The sequence below is a fragment of the Rhodanobacter sp. Root179 genome (assembly GCF_001428465.1).
Lineage (GTDB): Bacteria > Pseudomonadota > Gammaproteobacteria > Xanthomonadales > Rhodanobacteraceae > Rhodanobacter.
The window spans coordinates 1-16,062 of the sequence record NZ_LMHR01000054.1; the positions used below are offsets into that span (position 1 = coordinate 1).

The 16,062-nt window shown below is 66.5% G+C and carries 14 protein-coding genes; 7 read left to right on the forward strand and 7 right to left on the reverse strand.

Annotated features, from left to right (window positions below):
- Positions 1–198: 198 nt before the first annotated feature.
- A complete protein-coding gene (gene tyrS / locus ASD82_RS04015; protein ID WP_056715777.1) occupies positions 199–1,410 on the reverse strand; it encodes a tyrosine--tRNA ligase in 1,212 nt (403 codons plus the stop codon).
- A 181-nt stretch (positions 1,411–1,591) separates the two neighbouring features.
- On the opposite strand from tyrS, the gene ASD82_RS04020 reads away from it, so the two are divergent.
- Together ASD82_RS04020 and ASD82_RS04025 are read left to right on the forward strand one after the other, a co-directional pair.
- Positions 1,592–3,037, forward strand: coding sequence for a peptidoglycan DD-metalloendopeptidase family protein (locus tag ASD82_RS04020; protein WP_056715780.1), 1,446 nt, complete (start codon positions 1,592–1,594; stop codon positions 3,035–3,037).
- Between the two features lie 12 nt (positions 3,038–3,049).
- Positions 3,050–4,183 carry an anhydro-N-acetylmuramic acid kinase gene (locus tag ASD82_RS04025; protein WP_056715781.1) on the forward strand — a complete coding sequence of 378 codons (1,134 nt, stop codon included), beginning with the start codon at positions 3,050–3,052 and terminating at the stop codon, positions 4,181–4,183.
- On the opposite strand, the gene ASD82_RS04030 is transcribed toward ASD82_RS04025, so the two are convergent.
- From ASD82_RS04030 to ASD82_RS04040, 3 genes are all read right to left on the reverse strand, one after another.
- Positions 4,153–4,455, reverse strand: a complete 303-nt coding sequence (locus tag ASD82_RS04030) for a hypothetical protein (RefSeq protein WP_235577737.1) — start codon at positions 4,453–4,455, stop codon at positions 4,153–4,155. The genes ASD82_RS04025 and ASD82_RS04030 overlap by 31 nt on opposite strands.
- Positions 4,456–4,612: 157 nt before the next feature.
- The gene (locus ASD82_RS04035) at positions 4,613–5,851 is read right to left on the reverse strand and encodes an MFS transporter (protein WP_056715860.1); all 1,239 of its coding nucleotides are present in this window, start codon (positions 5,849–5,851) and stop codon (positions 4,613–4,615) included.
- 67 nt (positions 5,852–5,918) lie between these two features.
- Positions 5,919–6,689, reverse strand: a complete 771-nt coding sequence (locus tag ASD82_RS04040; RefSeq protein ID WP_056715787.1) for an exodeoxyribonuclease III — start codon at positions 6,687–6,689, stop codon at positions 5,919–5,921.
- A gap of 152 nt (positions 6,690–6,841) precedes the next feature.
- Between ASD82_RS04040 and pyrE the strand changes: the two genes are divergently transcribed.
- A complete protein-coding gene (gene pyrE, locus ASD82_RS04045) occupies positions 6,842–7,489 on the forward strand; it encodes an orotate phosphoribosyltransferase (protein ID WP_056715864.1) in 648 nt (215 codons plus the stop codon).
- Between the two features lie 126 nt (positions 7,490–7,615).
- Positions 7,616–8,260: a DUF4124 domain-containing protein gene (locus ASD82_RS04050; RefSeq protein ID WP_056715790.1), complete on the forward strand. Its 645-nt coding sequence runs from the start codon at positions 7,616–7,618 to the stop codon at positions 8,258–8,260.
- Between the two features lie 48 nt (positions 8,261–8,308).
- Here ASD82_RS04050 and ASD82_RS18035 read toward each other — a convergent pair whose 3' ends face one another.
- The 3 genes from ASD82_RS18035 to coaBC are packed head-to-tail and all read right to left on the reverse strand — an operon-like array spanning position 8,309 to position 12,372.
- Positions 8,309–10,651 (reverse strand): phosphomannomutase/phosphoglucomutase, encoded by a 2,343-nt coding sequence (locus ASD82_RS18035; protein ID WP_056715793.1) that lies wholly within the window; start codon positions 10,649–10,651, stop codon positions 8,309–8,311.
- 60 nt (positions 10,652–10,711) lie between these two features.
- Positions 10,712–11,170 carry a dUTP diphosphatase gene (gene dut / locus ASD82_RS04060; RefSeq protein WP_056715797.1) on the reverse strand — a complete coding sequence of 153 codons (459 nt, stop codon included), beginning with the start codon at positions 11,168–11,170 and terminating at the stop codon, positions 10,712–10,714.
- Positions 11,167–12,372, reverse strand: a complete 1,206-nt coding sequence (gene coaBC / locus ASD82_RS04065) for a bifunctional phosphopantothenoylcysteine decarboxylase/phosphopantothenate--cysteine ligase CoaBC (protein ID WP_056715800.1) — start codon at positions 12,370–12,372, stop codon at positions 11,167–11,169. The genes dut and coaBC overlap by 4 nt, the downstream gene beginning before the upstream one ends.
- A gap of 98 nt (positions 12,373–12,470) precedes the next feature.
- Between coaBC and radC the strand changes: the two genes are divergently transcribed.
- From radC to ASD82_RS04080, 3 genes are all read left to right on the forward strand, one after another.
- Complete coding sequence (radC, locus tag ASD82_RS04070; RefSeq protein ID WP_056715803.1) at positions 12,471–13,142, forward strand: DNA repair protein RadC; 672 nt, start codon at positions 12,471–12,473, stop codon at positions 13,140–13,142.
- 511 nt (positions 13,143–13,653) lie between these two features.
- A complete protein-coding gene (gene argS, locus ASD82_RS04075) occupies positions 13,654–15,342 on the forward strand; it encodes an arginine--tRNA ligase (protein WP_056715807.1) in 1,689 nt (562 codons plus the stop codon).
- Complete coding sequence (locus ASD82_RS04080; protein ID WP_056715810.1) at positions 15,342–16,040, forward strand: SPOR domain-containing protein; 699 nt, start codon at positions 15,342–15,344, stop codon at positions 16,038–16,040. The genes argS and ASD82_RS04080 overlap by 1 nt, the downstream gene beginning before the upstream one ends.
- Positions 16,041–16,062: the final 22 nt, after the last annotated feature.

Here is a 16,062-nt window from a genome sequence, read left to right on the forward strand (position 1 = left end):
CCCTCGTGAAAGCTTTTTTCGAGGTCCCGGCGGTCCGTCTTGCGACGTTGGGCGACTGCGGGCTGCGAATAATACGATGTGTTTTCGGTTTGGCAAGCGCTTCTTCAGAGAAACCTTGCGGATGTTGCGCAAACCGCTGAGCTGACGCGAAATTTTATTTTCGCGCCCACCGAACGCAGCGCTGGAACGGCGTCCCGGTCAGCCCTGGACCAACCTCACGCGGGCGAAATTGCGCTTGCCAACCTGCAGTACGCCTTCGAAGCCTGCATGGAAGACCCGCTGCGCATCCTCGACCACCTCGGCATCGATGCGCACCGCACGCTCTTTCAGTTTCCGGTTCGCTTCGGAGTTGCTCGCCGTCAATCCGGCCGCAGTGAGCAAAGCCCCGAGGCGCAGGCCCTCGCCGGACACCGCGAGATCTGTCTGCGGCAACAGCGAGGTGTCGCCCTCGCCACGCACCACCGCATGCCACCCGGCGATCGCGAGTTCGGCGGTCGCCGCATCGTGGAAGCGCGTGGCCAGCTCGCGGGCCAGACGCAGCTTGGCGTCGCGTGGATTCAGTGCACCGCTGGCGATGTCCCGCTTCATCTGGGAAAGCTCGTCCAGCGACACCTCGAAGCTGAGCAACTCGAACCAGCGCCACATCAACTCGTCGCCGATCTTCATCGTCTTGGTGACGATGTCGATGGCCGGCTCGTTGATGCCGATGTAGTTGCCCAGCGACTTGGACATCTTGTTGACGCCGTCCAGCCCTTCCAGCAATGGCATGGTCAGCACGACCTGCGGCGGCTGGCCGTGGTGCTCCTGCAGCGCACGGCCCATCAGCAGATTGAACTTCTGGTCGGTGCCGCCGAGCTCGACGTCGCACTTCAGGGCCACCGAGTCGTAGCCCTGCACCAGCGGATACAGGAACTCGTGGATCGCGATCGGCTGCTGCGCCGCGTAGCGCTTGGTGAAGTCGTCGCGCTCGAGCATGCGCGCCACGGTGTGCTGCGCCGCGAGCCTGATCATGTCGGCCGCGCTCATCTTGCCGAACCACTCGGAGTTGAAACGCAACTCGGTCTTCTCGCGGTCCAGTACCTTGTAGACCTGTTCCGCGTAGGTCTCGGCGTTTGCCAGCACGTCTTCCCGGGTCAACGGCTTGCGGGTGACGTTCTTGCCGGTCGGATCGCCAATCATGCCGGTGAAGTCACCGATCAGGAAAATCACCTGGTGCCCCAGGTCCTGGAACTGGCGCATCTTGTTCAGCAATACGGTGTGCCCGAGATGCAGATCGGGCGCCGTCGGATCGAAACCCGCCTTGATCCGCAGTGGACGGCCGATCTTCAGGCGCTCGGCCAGGTCTTCCCGCTTGATGATTTCGTCGGCGCCACGGGCAATGGTGGCCAGCGCCTGCTCAAGCTCGCTCATGTGTTTTCTTTCTCTTCTGGTGAAAAGTGGGCCGCGGCAGACAATGTGACCGTGCCGTCAACGTTAATTGTGTGTTAACAAGGAATGTGTTGCAAACCCTTGATGGGAAAGGCATTGACGCCCTTTACACATGACCGTTATGGTACGCGCAGTTTGTACTTTGTAACGCGGGCGATACAGCATGGCAGAAGAAAAGCAGGGGGCGCGGCAAAACCGCAAGCAGGCGATCTGCCGCAAGGCACAGCGCCGACACTCCAACTTTTACGAACGCTGTGCACATTGGTCGTTCAATCGCTCCGGCGAAATCGAACCGATCCGCTGGCATCGCGAACGTTTGGTGTTGGCTGGTACCGCCCTGCTGATTACCGCCCTGTCCGGCTTCATCATGCCCGCATGGGCCAGCGCCATGCGGCCGGCGCCGACACCGGAAGTCCACGCCTTGCTTCCGCTCGCGCTGCCCAAGGCGGTGCCATCCAGCATCACCAGCCCGACCGTGGACGACTGGCAGGTAGTGCGGGTGCAGCCCGGCCAGACGCTCTCCGACATTTTCAACGCACGCGGCCTTGGCATGACGGACCTGCAACGCGTCATGGACGCTGCCGGTTCGGCGAAGTCCGCATTGCACAGCATCCGTCCGGGGCAGGAGTTCGACTTCCTGCTCGGCAGCGACGGCAGCCTGAAGGGTTTTCGTTTCGACCAGGACCAGGCCAGCCGCGCGATCGTTCGACTCGATGGCGCACAACCGACGCTGGCGATCCAGCAGCGTGACATGGACCTGCGCGAACAGGTCGCCCATGGCGTCATCCGCAGCAGCCTCTATGCCGCCGGCGACCAGGCGGGCATGGACGCGGCGATGGTGGGCAAGCTTGCCGACCTGTTCAAGTACGACATCGACTTCGTGCAGGACATCCGCGTCGGCGACAGCTTCACGGTGATCTACGACGACATCTACCGCGATGGCGTACGTTACGGCCAGGGCAACATCATCGCCGCCGAGTTCATCAACCAGGACAAGCGCTATACCGCGTACCGCTTCAAGAAGGCCGACGGCAGCTACGGCTGGTACAGCGAGGACGGCCGGCCGATCCAGAAGTCGTTCCTGCGCATTCCGGTCGACTTCACCCGGATCTCCTCGAAATTCACCACGGCGCGACTGCATCCGATCCTCGGTCGCATGCGCGCGCACAAGGGCGTCGATTACGCCGCTCCAAGCGGCACACCGATCCACGCAGCCGGCGATGGCGTCATCAAATATCACGGCTGGGAGCGCGGCTACGGCAACTTCGTGGTGATCCAGCACGACAAGACCATCAGCACTGCGTACGGCCACATGTCGCGTTTCGTGAAGGGCCAGCATGTGGGTGAACGCGTGCGTCAGGGCGAAGTGATCGGCTATGTGGGCATGACAGGGTTGGCCACCGGCCCGCACCTGCACTACGAGTTCCGCGTCAACGGCCAGCAGCGCAATCCGCAGACGGTCACCCTGCCGAAGCCCGAGCCGTTGCCCGCAGCGCAAATGGCGCGCTTCAAGGCTGACGTGGTCAAGCCGCAGCTGGCGCGCCTCACCGAACTGGACTCGCGCATCAAGCTGGCTCGCGCCAGCACCCCTGCCAACCACGACAACTGAGCATCCCCATCCGTGGATGACGATGCGTCGGCGACTTATCTCGGGCTGATTTCCGGCACCAGCGCAGACAGCATCGACAGCGTGCTGGTCAGCTTCCACCGCGGCATGCCGCAGTTGTTGGCCAGTCACTCGCACCCCTGGCCCGGCGCGTTGCGCGAGCGGATGCTCGCCCTGGCGCAAGGCGAGAGCGCGCCGGATCTGGACGCGCTGGGACGACTGGACGTGGAGATCGCCCACGGCTTCGCCGAAGCGGCGCTGGAGCTGCTCAAGCGCAGCGGCACGCCGGCGTCGGCTGTCCGCGCGATCGGCTCCCACGGCCAGACCTTGCGTCATCGGCCCGGCGGCGATTATCCGTTCACCCTGCAGCTGGGCGACCCCAGCGTCATCGCCGAGCGCTGCGGGATCGATGTGGTGGCGGATTTTCGTCGCGCCGACATCGCCGCCGGCGGGCAGGGCGCACCGCTGCTGCCTGCCGTGCACGCGATGCTGCTGGCCCGACCGGGATACGCGCGGGTCGTGCTGAATCTTGGCGGCATCGCCAACATCACCGTGCTCGGCGCCGATGGCAGCGTGCTCGGCTTCGACACCGGCCCGGCCAATGGCCTGCTCGACGCGTGGTGCCTGCGCCAGCGCGGCGAGTCGTTCGATCGGGATGGCAGGTATGCGGCCAGCGGCCAAGCCGACGAGGCCCTGCTCGCACAGCTGCTGGACGACCCCTACTTTGCGCTGGCGCCACCCAAGAGCACCGGCCGCGAATACTTCCACCTGGACTGGCTCGCAACCCATTTGCGGCTGGCGGCGCTGCAACCGGCCGACGTGCAGGCGACCTTGCTGGAGCTGACCGCGCGCAGTGTCGCCGCGGCGATCACGCAACACGCGTCGGATGCCCGCGAAGTCCTGGCCTGCGGCGGCGGCGTCCACAACGGCGCGCTGATGCGGCGGCTGACGGAGCTGCTGGCGCCCCGGGCGCTTCTCAGCACCTCGCGTTACGGCGTCGACCCCGACTTCCTGGAAGCGACCGCCTTCGCCTGGCTGGCGCGCCAGCGGCTGCTGGGATTGCCGGGCAACCTTCCGTCGGTCACCGGCGCACGCGGCCCTCGCGTGCTGGGCGCCATCTATTCCGCGCCAGCGGCCGGTTCGTCGTAACGAATCCGCTCCGGGGCCAACTGGGTCGGCCGGGTATGCGCCAGCGCGCGCAGGGCTTCCTGGAACACGCCCTGCTCGGCATCTTCCCAGTGCCCGTCGAGACTGCCGAAGGCGTCGGGATCGCGCTGGCTTTCGCTGAAGTGATGGGCCACCGAGATGCCCAGTCCGCTGCGCAATGCCTGCAGCATCACGTCGTTGATGGAGCAGTGGCGATGTTTGGCCAACGCCCTGATGCGCTCGGTGAGCAGGCTGTCGACGTGCTGCAAGATCATGTCCGGCACAAGCGTCACTCCATGTTACACATGCCCTGTACCACCGATGTTTGCATAGCCATCAGCGGGCAGGGCGCCGGAAGCAGGAATCCGTGGACTGCTTCGCAGTCCGCTTGTGCGCGTTGTCGCGTCCGGGCCCGTGGAACAGGCCTTGTCTTCAGTTGCCCGATTCGTTCGCCAGCCGTTCGCGCTCGGCGTCGCGGAAATACCGCCACAGCCACGCGAACAGCATCATCGACGGCAGCACGGCCAGCACGGTGATCACGAAGTAGCCGCCGTATCCGGTGGCGGTGGCGATGCCGCCGGCGAAGAATCCGAGCAGTTTGCCGGGCAGGTTCACCAACGAACTGAGCAGCGCGTACTGGGTCGCCGTGTGTTGCCGGTTGACCAGGGAGGAGAGGAACGCCACGGTCGGCGGACCCAGCATGCCCAGGGCGAGGTTCTCGCCGGAAATCACCAGGGTCAGCACCAGCAGGTTGCCGGGATGGGCGATCAACAGCAGGTACAACAGGTTGCTGCAGCCGCACAGCACGATGGTGACGCCCAAGGGACGCCAGGCGCCCCAGCGGGCTACCGCGGCGCCGCCGAGGAACACGCCGACAATGCCGATCCAGATGCCGTAGATCTTCGTGATCGTGCCGATCTCGGTCTTGGAGAAACCCATGTCGCGGTAGAACGGACTCATGATGCCGCCGATGGTCGCCTGCTCCGGCATCTTGAACAGCAGCAGGAACAGCAGCGTCACCAGGGCAAGCACCCAGCCGTAGCGGCGGAAGAAATCGGCGAACGGATCGATCACGCTTTCGCGCATGGCATCGCGCCAGCGCGCGGCACGCACCCGCAGCACCTCGGGTTCGCGCGCCATCAAGGTTGTCGCCACGGGCACCGCCATCGCCAGCGCCATCAGCGCATAGACCGTCCGCCATGGCAGATGGTCGGCCAGGATCAGCGCCACCGCACCGGCCAGCAGCAGACCGATCCGGTAACCCAGCGAGTAAGTCGCCACCAGCGCGCCCTGCGCCTCGATCGGAGCGATCTCGATCCGGTAGGCATCCACCGCGATGTCCTGGGTGGCGCCGAAGAAGGCCACCACCAGCGTGGCCACCACGAACAGGGGCAGTTGCGCCGGCGTCAACAGCGCCATGGCGAGCAGCCCGATCACCACGCCCAACTGCGCAAACAGCAACCAGCCGCGGCGCTGCCCGAGCCGGGCGAAACCGGGAATCCGGCCATGGTCGAGCAGGGGTGCCCAGACAAACTTGAACGCATAGGTCATGCCGGCGCTGGCGATCATCGTGATGTCCGCCAGCTTGATCCCGTTTTCCTTCAGCCAGTACGCCAGCGTGCCGGCCACCAGCAGGAAGGGCAGTCCCGAGGAGAAGCCGAGCAGGAACATCGTCCACGCCGCCGGCTGGGCGAACGCCCGCCAGACCGACGGCTTCGCCGGCTTGGGCGCGCCCGACTCAGTCGGCATAGTCGACGATGTAAGGCGCGTGATCGGAGAAGCGCTGGTCGCGGTAGATCGAGCACGCCTGCATGCGCTCGCGCAGCGACGGCGTGCAGACCTGGTAGTCGATCCGCCAGCCCACGTTGTTGGCGCGCGCCTGGCCACGGTTCGACCACCAGGTGTATTCGACCGCCTCGGGCTTGAGCGCGCGGAAACTGTCGACCCAGCCGCGCTGCTGGAACAGCAGGTCCAGCCACGCGCGCTCTTGCGGCAGGCAGCCGGAGTTCTTCTGGTTCGATGCCCAGTTCTTGATGTCGTTCTTCGTGTGCACGATGTTCCAGTCGCCGCAGATCACGTAGTCGCGGCCACTCTTCAGCCACTGGTCGAAGATCGGCGTGATCCACTCCATCGCCTTGAACTTGAACTGCTGGCGCTCGTCACCGGAGGAACCGGACGGGAAATACAGCGAGACCACGCTGAGGTTGCCGAAGCGCGCCTCGATGTAGCGACCCTCGTTGTCGAATTCGTCCCAGCCCAGTTCGGTCAGCACCTGGTCGGGCTCGCGCCTGGCGTAGATCGCCACGCCGCTGTAACCCTTCTTGCTGCTGGCGTCGCGGTAGAAGCAGTGATGGCCGTCGGGACGGAACATCGGGTCGCTCAGCTGGTTTTCCTGCGCCTTGGTTTCCTGCAGGCAGACCACGTCCGCGTCCTGCGTGCGCAGCCAGTCGAACACGCCCTTGGTGGCGGCCGAGCGGATGCCGTTGGCATTGAGGCTGATGATGCGCATGGATGCTCCCGAAGCGGATGGGCCATCATAACAAGCCTGTCTTCCGGGCTCGCCATCGGCATCACCGGGACACCGGCTGTACCATGGCGCCCGCCACGCGTTCCGCGGCCTGTGGAACGCGCCGCATCGAAACCGACCTGCGCGAGACGACCATGCACGATTACCAACGCGACTTCATCGAACTGGCCTTGCAGCGCGAAGTGCTGCGCTTTGGCGAGTTCACCCTGAAGTCCGGACGCCAGAGCCCGTACTTCTTCAACATGGGCCGGATCGATTCCGGGGCCGCGCTGGCCCAGCTCGGCCGCGCCTACGCTGCCACGCTGGTGAATGCCGACCTGCCGGTGGACATGCTGTTCGGCCCGGCCTACAAGGGCATCGCGCTGGCCGCCGCCACCGCCATCGCGCTGGCCGAGCAGCATCGGCGCGACCTGCCCTGGGCGTACAACCGCAAGGAGGTCAAGGAGCACGGCGAGGGCGGCGTGCTGGTTGGCGCCCCGCTCCAGGGTCGTGTGCTGATCGTCGATGACGTGATGACCGCCGGCACCGCGGTGCGCGAATCGCTGGCGCTGATCCGCGCCCACGGCGCCACGCCCGCCGGCGTGCTGATCGCGCTGGACCGGCAGGAACGCGGCCTGGGCCAGCGCTCGGCCGCCCAGGAAGTGGCTGCCGATCACGGCATTCCGGTCATCGCGATCACCAGCCTCGACGACGTGCTGGCCTACGCCGGCGAGCACCCGCAACTGACCGCCGAACACGCCCGACTGCTGGCCTATCGGCAGCAGTACGGGGTTCAGCCTTGAGTTCAGCCCTGGCCCATAGACTGCAACGACACCGGTCACAGTAGTCGCGATTGCCCGTGCATCCCGCCGGGCAGCAGCTAGCCAGTGTGACCGGCGCGGCTATACTGGCCGGCAAGAGGGAAATCCATGCGTAGACCATTGCTCATCATTGCTGCCATCGTGCTGTGCGCGAGCGCTTCGGCGCACGCGCAGAACACCGGCCTTCGCTACAAATGGCACGATGGCCAGGGCCTGGTGCATTTCAGCGACAGCCTCACCACCGAGGCGATGAAGTACGGCTACGAACTGGTCAACGATCGTGGCCTGGTGGTGCAACGGGTGTCGCGCCAGCTGAACGCGCAGGAGCGGGCGGCCGCCAACAAGCTGGCCGCCGAACAGGCAGCGAAGGACCGCGCCATCCAGGAGCGCGCGAACGCCGACGCGCAGATGCTGTCGGCTTATCCCGATGAAGAGTCCTATCAGATCTCGCTGCAGCAGGCGCTGGACACCTACGACCAGCAGATCAATACGTCGCGGATCAACCTGCGCAGCCAGGAGAAGGCGCTGACCGACCTGCTCGGCCGCGCCGCCGACATCGAGAACGGCAAGGAAACCGTGCCAAAAGCCCTGGTCGACAACATCGCCAGGCAGCGCAACGTGGTGGCCTCGCTGCGCGATACCCTGCAGCGCCAGCAGACGGCGCGTGCGCAGTCCGTACGGCAGCAGACCCAGCTGATGGCGCATTACCGCGAGGTCAAGGCCGCCCAGGACAAGGAGCGCTCGGGCGAATAGGAAGCTCCGGGCCACACGTTCCACTTCACGGCATTGCAGTGACCCGCCCTACGGGAAGGGCAGCTTCAACCCGGGGTCCACCGCGAGCAATTGCTTGCGGAACACCTGCTCGATGCGAGTCAACGCGGCTGCGTTGTCCGCCTCGAAGCGCAACACCAGCGCCGGCGTGGTGTTCGATGCACGCACCAGACCCCAGCCGTCGGGCCAATCGGCGCGCACGCCGTCGATCGTGATCAAGGTGGCGTCCTCGAACGTCGCCTGCTGGCGCAGCTTGTCCATGAACCGGTAGTGCTCGCCTTCGGCCAGCTCGACCTTCAGCTCCGGCGTGGAGACGCTCTTGGGCAAGGTCGCGAAGACCTCTGCGGGGCTGCGCCCCTGCAGGTCGCCGGCAAGGATCTCCAGCAGTCGCGCGGCGGCGTAGATGCCGTCGTCGAAGCCGTACCAGCGCTCCTTGAAGAAGAAGTGCCCGCTCATCTCGCCGGCCAGCTCCGCCCCGGTCTCGCGCATCTTTGCCTTGATCAGCGAATGACCGGTGCGCCACATCAGCGGACTGCCGCCGGCGTCGAGCACCTGGCCCTTCAGGTGGCTGGTGCATTTCACGTCGTAGATGACGGTGGCGCCGGGCTGACGCGACAGCACATCGCGCGCGAACAGCATCAACAGGCGATCCGGATAGATGATCTCGCCGGACTGGGAGACCACGCCGAGGCGGTCGCCGTCACCGTCGAACGCCACGCCAAGATCGGCGCCGGTCTGCCTGACGGCGAGTATGAGATCTTCCAGGTTGGCCGGGTCGGACGGGTCCGGATGATGGTTCGGGAAGCTGCCGTCGACATCGCAGTACAGCGGCACCACCTCGCAGCCGATACCTTCCAGCACCTGCGGCGCGATCGCCCCCGGAATGCCGTTGCCGCAATCGACGACGATCTTCAGACGGCGCTCGGCCAGCACGTCGGAGACGATCTTCTCGATGTAATCCGGCGCCACGTCGACCTGGCGCAGCCCGCCGGAGCCGCCACTGGCCAGCGCGCCGCTGGCGATGCGCTGGTACAGGTCCTGGATCGCACCCTCGGACAGGGTCTCGCCACCGACCACGATCTTGAAACCGTTGTAGTCCGGCGGGTTGTGGCTGCCGGTGACGGCTACGCCGCAGCCGGTATTGAAGCGATAGGCCGCGTAATACACCACCGGCGTGGGCACCGCGCCGATGTCGATCACGTCGATGCCGGCGTCGCGCAGGCCGTCAGCCAGCGCAGCGGCGAGCTGCGGACCGGACAGCCGGCCATCGCGGCCAACCACGATTTCGCGCAAGCCCTTCTCGCCCATCAGCGTGCCGATCGACTGGCCGAGCAGGCGCGCCACGTCCGCGTTCAAGGTCTTGCCGACCACGCCACGGATGTCATAGGCACGGAAGATGGCGGGGTCCACGCTGGTCGCCGCAGGCACCGGGGCGGCCGCTGGCGGCGACGGAGCTGCCGGCGAAGTGCGGGGCCGCCTCGCCGTTTCCGGGACGGCAGGCACGGGTGTCGCCAGCGGCAGCTCGTCCTCCTCCGGCTCTGCCAGCACCTGCTGGCGACGCAGACGCAGCCAGCTCAGGTAGCCGCCACCGCCAAGCCCGAGCAGGGCCAGCAGCGCGCTCAGGATCACCGAGCGTGGCAATACGATGAACGCCCGGGGAAGACCGACGCCCACGCTGAAGGCACTGCCGGCGACCGGCTTGCCGGTGGCCTCGATTTCGGCCGAGTTCGAACCGTTGGAAAACAGCTGGATGTAGCCACTGTCGTCGCCCTGGCGCAGCTCCAGCCGGCCACCCTCCGGCGAGATGGCGTCGAAGCGCTGCTTCATCGGCGCGAACGGCAGTTCGACCCAGGCCCACGCCTGGGTCTGTTGCGGCAGACCCAGCGGAATCACCAGGCTCAGCCGGCGATCCCCGCTGCCGTAGGAAACACTCTGTGCCGGCGGCACCCCGTCGGCACTCTGCGCCGCCATCAACTGGGCGGCCTTGGCATAACCGAATTCGCGGTAGTTCGCGCGCAACACCTCGGCCAGGTCACCGCTGTACAACTCGAGCTTCCTGGCTTGGGGCAACTGCTGGCGCAGCGCGGCGGCGGATTGCGCCGGATCGCTCATCAGCGTGGCCGGATCCACCCCGGCCAGTACCTTCTCGATCGAACGGCGCTGGTTGACGATCTCCTCGGACATCGCCCTGACCGCCTGGTCCTGGGCCTGGTGAACCCGATTGATCGCACCACCCTCGTCGGCGATCAGCCAGGTCTGCCAGGCGCAGAACAGGCCCACCAGCAGCAGCACGGTGGCGCCGACGAGCGGCAACAGTGTCGACCAGTCGACCCTGAGGTTGCTCAAGCGCTCTTTTGCGATGTTCAACGCCATTTCCGCCCCCGCGGCTGAAGCTGCAAGTCGGTTCGGTCCATCCCGAACCGACTCGTCGATCTATCGGATACCGGTCGAACCGAAACCGCCCTCGCCACGCTGGCTGGCTGCGAACTCGGTGACCACATGCAGTCGCGCCTGCGCCACCGGCACCAGCAGCAATTGCGCGATGCGATCGCCCACGGCGATGGTGTAGGACTCGCGCCCGCGATTCCAGCAGGAAATCATCAACGGCCCCTGGTAGTCGGCGTCGATCACCCCGACCAGGTTGCCCATCACCAGGCCATGCTTGTGACCCAGCCCCGAGCGCGGCACGATCAGCGCGCACCAGCCGGGGTCATCGATATGGATCGCGATGCCGCTGGGCACCAACGCGCTTTCGCCCGGCGCCAGGGTCAGAGGCTGTTCCAGCGCGGCGCGCAGGTCCATGCCCGCGCTGCCCGCGGTCGCCGCCTGCGGCAGCGGAATGCTGTCGCCCAGGCGCGGATCGAGGATCTTCATCGCCACATCGATGTTCATGCACGGGTGGCCCGGTAACGCTCCGCCACCCGGGCGACCAACTGGCGCGCCAGCTCCGTCTTCGCCGCTCGCGGCAGCTCGATCGAGCCGTCGGCCCAGTAGAGCGTCAACGCATTGTCGGCCGCCTCGAAACCGAGGCCACCGCCCACCTGATTCGCCGCAATCATGTCCAGCCCCTTGTGGCGCAGCTTGCCCTGCGCATACGTGGCCACATCATGCGTCTCCGCGGCAAATCCGACCAGGAACGGGTGCGCGGTTTGCGCCGAAAGGCTGGCCAGGATGTCCGGATTCTCATCGAGATGCAGGACCAGCTCGCCGCCGTCGCGCTTCTTGAGCTTCTGCGCCGACACTTCCTGCGGGCGGTAATCGCCCACCGCGGCCGCACCGATATAGATATCCGCACGGGTCGCCGCCTCGAGCACCGCCGCATGCATCTGCGTCGCGCTGCGCACATCCACTCGCCGATGCACGCCCGCCGGCGTGGCCAGGCTGACCGGCCCGGCCACCAGGGTCACCTCGGCGCCGGCCGCGACCGCGGCGGCAGCCACGGCGAAGCCCATCTGGCCCGAACTGCGATTGCCGATGAAACGCACCGGATCGATGTCTTCATAGGTCGGCCCGGCGCTCACCACCACCTTGAGGCCGGCCAGACAGCGATCGCCGAACGAGGCCAGCAGGGCATCGCGCAGCTCGTGCGGTTCCAGCATGCGCCCGCTGCCGACGTCGCCGCAGGCCTGGTCGCCCACCGCCGGCCCCAGCACGTGGGCGCCGTGCTGGCGCAAGGTCGCCATGTTCGCCTGCACCGCCGGGTGCGCCCACATCTGCTGGTTCATCGCCGGCGCCAGGTACAGCGGCGCGGCGCTGGCCAGGCACAGCGTGGTCAGCAGGTCGTCGGCCATGCCGTGGGCCAGACGGGCCAGCAGATCGGCGCTGGCCGGCGCCACCAGGATGCGTTCGGCCCAGCGCGCCAGCTCGATGTGGCCCATCGCGGCCTCGGCCTGGGCGTCCCACAGGCTCACCCGCACCGGCTGTCCGGACAGCGCCTGGAAGGTGGTCGGACTGACGAAATGCGTGGCGCCCTCGGTCATCACCACGCGCACCTCGGCGTCGAGGTCGCGCAGCCGGCGAACCAGCTCGCAGGACTTGTAGGCGGCGATGCCGCCGGACACTCCCAGCAGGATGCGGCGTTGGGCAAGACTCATATGTAAGGCGGGCCTGACAGTCGGGCAGTGGCCTAGCTTACCGGATTCATCCCCGCCCACCGCTGCCTGCTGCAGGCCGGCTCCGGCAACGTTTGTGCATGAGCATTCGCGACTGGCCCGAGGGCGAACGTCCCCGTGAAAAACTGCTGGCGCGCGGCAGCTCCGCGCTGTCCGATGCCGAGCTGCTGGCGGTGCTGCTGGGCAGCGGCAGTCGCGGCAAGGATGCGCTGGCGCTGGGCCGCGAGCTGCTTGCCAACGCGGGCAGCCTGGGCGCGCTGCTGGCACGCCCGGAACAGCAGATCCGGGTCGGCGGACTGGGCCCGGCCAAGCGTTCGCGCATCGCCGCGGCGCTGGAACTGGCCCGGCGCAGCCTGGCCGAACAACTGCAGGACAAGCCCAGCCTGGGCAACCCGCGCGACAGCGGCGACTTCCTGCGCGCGCGCCTGCGCCACCTGCCTTATGAGGTGTTCGGCTGCCTCTATCTGGACAACCGCCACCGCGTACTCGCTTTCGAGGAGTTGTTCCGGGGCACGGTCGACGGCGCCAGCGTGCACCCGCGCGAGGTCGTGCGCGCCTGCCTGCAGCACAATGCCTGCGCCGTGATCTTTGCGCACAACCATCCTTCCGGAGTGGCCGAACCCAGCGCCGCCGATCGGGCCATCACCCATGAATTGCGCAACGCGCTGCAACTCGTCGGCGTGCGGGTGCTCGATCACCTGGTCATCGGCAGCGGCGAACCGGTATCGATGGCCGCCCGCGGCCTGATCTGAACGGGCGCGTTTGCCGGGCATCGGTCCACAAAAAGACGGCGTGGCAAGAGCCACGCCGTGAGGCCGATTGGGGAGTGAGGAGAGAGCGGCATCTCCGTTTGCCAGGATCTGGAGGGGAGGTCATCTCATGGCCTGGCCAGTGTCGCAGCGCCGCATGACAGGTCGATGACGATTCCCCGCCGCAAAGATGCGGCCAAGTTGCCGAAACTTATGCACAAAACGGTGATACCAACCCTTGCCGGGCAAGCTCGCCGATTCACCTGAGTTTTATTCATCAAGCCAATGAAATAATTGAATAATTTCTTGCGACAGCGGAACCGGATGGCGTCAGGGGTCGGCCGCCGTTTGCGGGACGCAGCTTTCCCCACAGACTTATCCACAAGCCGGTTCGCGGCGCCGCAGCAAGACGGGATCAGCAGCCACCGGCTGTCATCGGTGCCCATACGGGCGCGTTTCGCCGCCGTGGCGGTCTGTTAGGATTGGCGGTTCCATCACGAAACCGACCCCACCCGTGAAAGAACAGCTGCGCGAACTGGTGCTGCAGGCGATCACGTCCCTGCAAGCCGATGCCATCCTGCCCAACGATCTCGAATTGCCGGGCTTCGTGATCGAACGTGCACGCAGTCGCGAACATGGCGATTTCGCCTGCAATGTGGCGATGCTGCTGGCCAGGGCCGCGCGCGCCAAGCCGCGCGAACTGGCCGAGAAACTCGTGGCCGCACTGCCGGCCAACACGCTGGTGGCGAAAGTCGAGATCGCCGGCCCGGGCTTCATCAATTTCTTCGTGGCTGCCGGCGCCTACCACGCCGAAGTGCGTCGGATCATGACCGAAGGCGACGCCTACGGCCGCAATACCAGCGGTGCCGGCAAGACCGTGGGCGTGGAGTTCGTCTCGGCCAACCCGACCGGCCCGCTGCACGTGGGCCACGGCCGCAATGCCGCGATCGGCGATTGCCTGAGCCGCCTGCTCGACGCCAGCGGCTGGGACGTGAAGCGCGAGTTCTACTACAACGACGCGGGCGTGCAGATCGCCAACCTGGCGATCTCGGTGCAGGCGCGCGCGCGCGGCATCACGCCGGAAGACAGCAACTGGCCCGAGAACGGCTATCGCGGCGACTACATCGCCGAGGTGGCGCGCGCCTATCTCGATCGCGAATCGGTGGTGGCCGACGGCGAAACCGTGGTCGGCGCGGGTGACGTGGACGACCTCGACGCGATCCGCCGCTTCGCGGTGGCCAGCCTGCGTCACGAGCAGGACCTGGACCTGCAGGCGTTCGCCGTGGGCTTCGATACGTACTACCTGGAGTCGTCGCTGTACAGCGACGGCAAGGTCGAGGAGACCGTGCGCGAACTGGTCGCCCACGGCCATACCTACGAGGAAGGTGGCGCATTGTGGCTGCGCACCACCGAGTTCGGTGACGACAAGGACCGCGTGATGCGCAAGTCCGACGGCACCTATACCTATTTCCTGCCCGACGTGGCCTACCACCTGTCGAAGTGGCAGCGCGGCTACGGCAAGGCCATCACCGTGCTGGGCGCGGACCACCACGGTTCGCTGGCGCGGGTGAAGGCCGGCCTGCAGGCGCTCGATTGCGGCATCCCGAAGGGCTACCCCGACTACATGCTGTACCAGATGGTGACGGTGATGAAGGGCGGCGAGGAGGTGAAGATCTCCAAGCGCGCCGGCAGCTACGTCACCCTGCGCGACCTGATCGACGAAGTCGGCCGCGACGCCACGCGCTATTTCCTGATCTCGCGCAAGGGCGACTCGCAGCTGGTGTTCGACGTCGACCTGGCCCGCTCGCAGTCCAACGACAATCCGGTGTACTACATCCAGTACGCGCACGCCCGCGTCTGCAGCGTGCTGCGCCAGGCACCGGAAAAGGGCTTCACGGTGGACGTCGCCGACGGCTTGGCACACCTCGACCGACTGGACAACGAACACGAACAGATCCTGCTGACCGAGCTGTCGAAGTATCCGGAAGTGGTCGAGGCCGCTGCGGCGAGCCTGGAGCCGCATCTGGTCGCCGCGTGGTTGCGTGAACTGGCCAACGCGTTCCACACCTACTACAACTCGTATCAGTTCCTGGTCGAGGACGCGGACCTGCGCAACGCGCGCCTGGCGCTGGTGGTGGCGACTCGGCAAGTGTTGAAGAATGGTCTGGATTTGCTGGGCCTCGGTGCCCCGGAGAAGATGTAATGGCAGCACGCAAGGGCAAGGGCCGACAGGCCGTGCGCAATGGCAGCAGTGGCTTCCCGGGATGGGGCTACGCCGTCATCGGCCTGCTGGCCGGGGTGATCCTGATGGCGGTGATGATGCGCGGCAGCCTGCTGACCAGCCTGCGCAAGGCCGACGGTCCGCAGGCGAACCCGCAGGCCACCGCCGAGCGCGGCAGCGCGCCGGGCTTGCTCGAATCCGGCGCCAGCGACACCGCGCCGAAGAAGCCGCAGTTCGACTTCTACTCGGTGCTGTCGGAAAAGGAAGTGCGCATCCCCGACGCCGAGATCAGCGCGCAGGCGCGCGTCGAGCAGCAGCAGAAGCAGGCGGCTCAGCTGCAGGCGCAACAGGCGGCGCAGGCCGCGGCGCAGGCAAATGCACCCCAGGCGGTCACCCAGAACGTCACCGCGGCGCCGGCCAGCGCCGTGGCGCAGCCCGGTGCCGGCAGCGGTTACCTGCTGCAGGTGGGCGCCTTCCCGAACGCCTCCGATGCGGAAACGCTGAAGGCGAAGCTGGCCTTGCAGGGCTTCGTGGCCAACGTGCAGTCGGTCAGCATCGGCGGGCAGACCTATCACCGGGTTCGGCTGGGGCCGTTCCGTTCGGCCACCGACCTGGAATCGACCAAGCAGCGCCTGGCCGGCGCCGGCATCAACGCGATCGCGCTGAAAGAAGGTCGCTGAGCACTCCCTGGAAACACTGCGC

Coding starts and splice junctions, on each gene's coding strand:
- tyrS (WP_056715777.1), bottom strand. CDS start 1,410: ATGAGCGAGCTTGAGCAGGCGCTGGCCACCATTGCCCGTGGCGCCGAC.
- ASD82_RS04020 (WP_056715780.1), top strand. CDS start 1,592: ATGGCAGAAGAAAAGCAGGGGGCGCGGCAAAACCGCAAGCAGGCGATC.
- ASD82_RS04030 (WP_235577737.1), bottom strand. CDS start 4,455: ATGATCTTGCAGCACGTCGACAGCCTGCTCACCGAGCGCATCAGGGCG.
- ASD82_RS04035 (WP_056715860.1), bottom strand. CDS start 5,851: ATGTTCCTGCTCGGCTTCTCCTCGGGACTGCCCTTCCTGCTGGTGGCC.
- ASD82_RS04040 (WP_056715787.1), bottom strand. CDS start 6,689: ATGCGCATCATCAGCCTCAATGCCAACGGCATCCGCTCGGCCGCCACC.
- pyrE (WP_056715864.1), top strand. CDS start 6,842: ATGCACGATTACCAACGCGACTTCATCGAACTGGCCTTGCAGCGCGAA.
- ASD82_RS04050 (WP_056715790.1), top strand. CDS start 7,616: ATGCGTAGACCATTGCTCATCATTGCTGCCATCGTGCTGTGCGCGAGC.
- ASD82_RS18035 (WP_056715793.1), bottom strand. CDS start 10,651: ATGGCGTTGAACATCGCAAAAGAGCGCTTGAGCAACCTCAGGGTCGAC.
- dut (WP_056715797.1), bottom strand. CDS start 11,170: ATGAACATCGATGTGGCGATGAAGATCCTCGATCCGCGCCTGGGCGAC.
- coaBC (WP_056715800.1), bottom strand. CDS start 12,372: ATGAGTCTTGCCCAACGCCGCATCCTGCTGGGAGTGTCCGGCGGCATC.
- radC (WP_056715803.1), top strand. CDS start 12,471: ATGAGCATTCGCGACTGGCCCGAGGGCGAACGTCCCCGTGAAAAACTG.
- ASD82_RS04080 (WP_056715810.1), top strand. CDS start 15,342: ATGGCAGCACGCAAGGGCAAGGGCCGACAGGCCGTGCGCAATGGCAGC.